At 66.6% G+C, this 1,760-nt stretch carries 1 protein-coding gene; it reads right to left on the minus strand.

From position 1 onward, the window contains the following. Window positions 1-17: 17 nt before the first annotated feature. On the minus strand, window positions 18-1,706 hold the full coding sequence (locus tag ACNAW0_RS30320) for an ISAzo13 family transposase (protein WP_416291468.1): 1,689 nt from the start codon (window positions 1,704-1,706) through the stop codon (window positions 18-20). Between the last annotated feature and the right edge of the window lie 54 nt (window positions 1,707-1,760).

Raw genomic sequence — 1,760 nt, forward strand, 5'->3', positions numbered from 1 at the left:
TAAGGGCTCGCAGAGGATTAACACGCTGATTTGATCTCTGATTGGGGCGGGGTGTCGGCGAGGAAGGCGATGAGGTCTGCTGGCGTGGGGAACCGGGCCGTTGATGGTGTGATGGCGTATCCGTGCTGTTCCAGGAGTGGACGAGTCTGCGCAACGGCGATGGTGATCGTTCTTCGGTCGACGTTGAACAGCTCGGCCAGGACCGCTTGTGTGCACAGTTTGCGCAGGTAGAGCACGGTGGCCAGGACCCGGTCGGCGTCGGTGAGCTTGATCGGGGGGCCGGCTCCGGCGGCGCGGCGGCGTTCGGTGCCACGGCGTGCCCGTCGGGTCTGCTCACGGTGCCGGGCTTGGGATTCGGCCAGTTCGGCGGCCATGTCGTCGAGCTGGTGTCGGGGCATGCCGGTCAGTTCCGGGTGGGACAGCAGGTCCTTGTCCGGGGCGTGTTCGCGGCTGTGGTGGCCTTCGCTGTGCTGGGCGGGCGGGGGTGGGGGCTGCTCGTGGTGGGGGTGCAGGGTGTAGTTCCAGTCGCCGTGGAAGCGGTGCCGTTTCATCGGCAGGGTCGTGATCTGGGCGTCGTTGATCTGGATGCCGGTCGGGTAGGTGCCGGTGTCGAGTTCGGCGTGCACGGACAGGCCGGTGCGGGTGGTGGTGGCCGCGATCGACTGGACGATGACGTCGTGGCTGGTCAGCGGCCTGCCACGCCAGTTCATCGTGATGTGGGAGAATAGCCGGTGCTCGATCTTGTTCCATTTCGAGGTTCCCGGCGGCAGGTGACACACCGTGACCTCAAGGCCGGTCTCGGCGGCCAGGGCCGCAAGTTCGGTCTTCCACGCACGGGTGCGGTAACCGTTGGAGCCGCCCGCGTCAGCCGTGATCAGCAGCCGGCGAGCATGCGGATAGTCGCCTGCGCCGCAGGCGGACCACCAGCGGCGGATCGAGGCGACCGCGAACGCGGCGGTGTCGTGATCGCAGCCGACGTTGACCCAACCGGTGTCCGCGGTCACGTCGTAGACGCCGTACGGGATTGCCTTACCGACCTCCCGGTCGGGAAAGTCATGCGTGTTGACCTGGACAGGCTCACCGGCCGGCTGCCACTCCCGCCCGCCGTTCTTGTAGAGCCCGACCAGTTCCTTCTTCTTGGTGTCCACGCTGACCACCGGATCCCCGGTGGCCTGATGGTCCTTGACCTGCTCGTTGAGATAGCGGAACTGCGCGTCGCGGTCCGGATGCTGCTTGCCCTCGATCGTCTTGGCGTTGGCCTGCAGACTGAAACCCTCACCACGCAGCACGTCAGCCACCGTGTCAGCCGAGATTCGCCAGCCCTGCAGGGTCAACTCCTCGGCCAGATTGCGGGTCGACTTCGTCGTCCACCGCAGCGGCGACATCGGATCTCCCCGCATGTCCGGCTCGACCAACGCCAGCAACGCCACCCGCAACCCCGGGTCAAGATCGACCAGCCGTTTACGGCCCCCGCCCACCCGACGGGTCCTCCCCAACGGCTCCTCGCCGGCGTCCAGGTCGGACACCCCGCGTGACACCGTACTCTCGGCAACCCCCGCAGCTCGGGCTACCAGCCTGATCCCCCCATGGCCCAGGGCCCGAGCCTCGGCACCCATCAGCAGACGACGCTGCCGCTCATCCAGATGCGGAAACAAGACCCGGAACTTCGCGGCCAGTATCCCCTCAGCTTCCGTCACCACGCCCATACCACATCGAACAGCGCGGGAACGTGAAATCGCTACTTATTTATCTGCGGGCCC

Origin of the sequence: Micromonospora sp. SL1-18 (genome assembly GCF_047921505.1) — a bacterium.
Classification (GTDB): Bacteria; Actinomycetota; Actinomycetes; order Mycobacteriales; family Micromonosporaceae; genus Micromonospora.

What these genes read in the sequence shown, in the direction of transcription:
- ACNAW0_RS30320 (WP_416291468.1), bottom strand. Translation starts at nt 1,706, where the DNA reads ATGGGCGTGGTGACGGAAGCTGAGGGGATACTGGCCGCGAAGTTCCGG.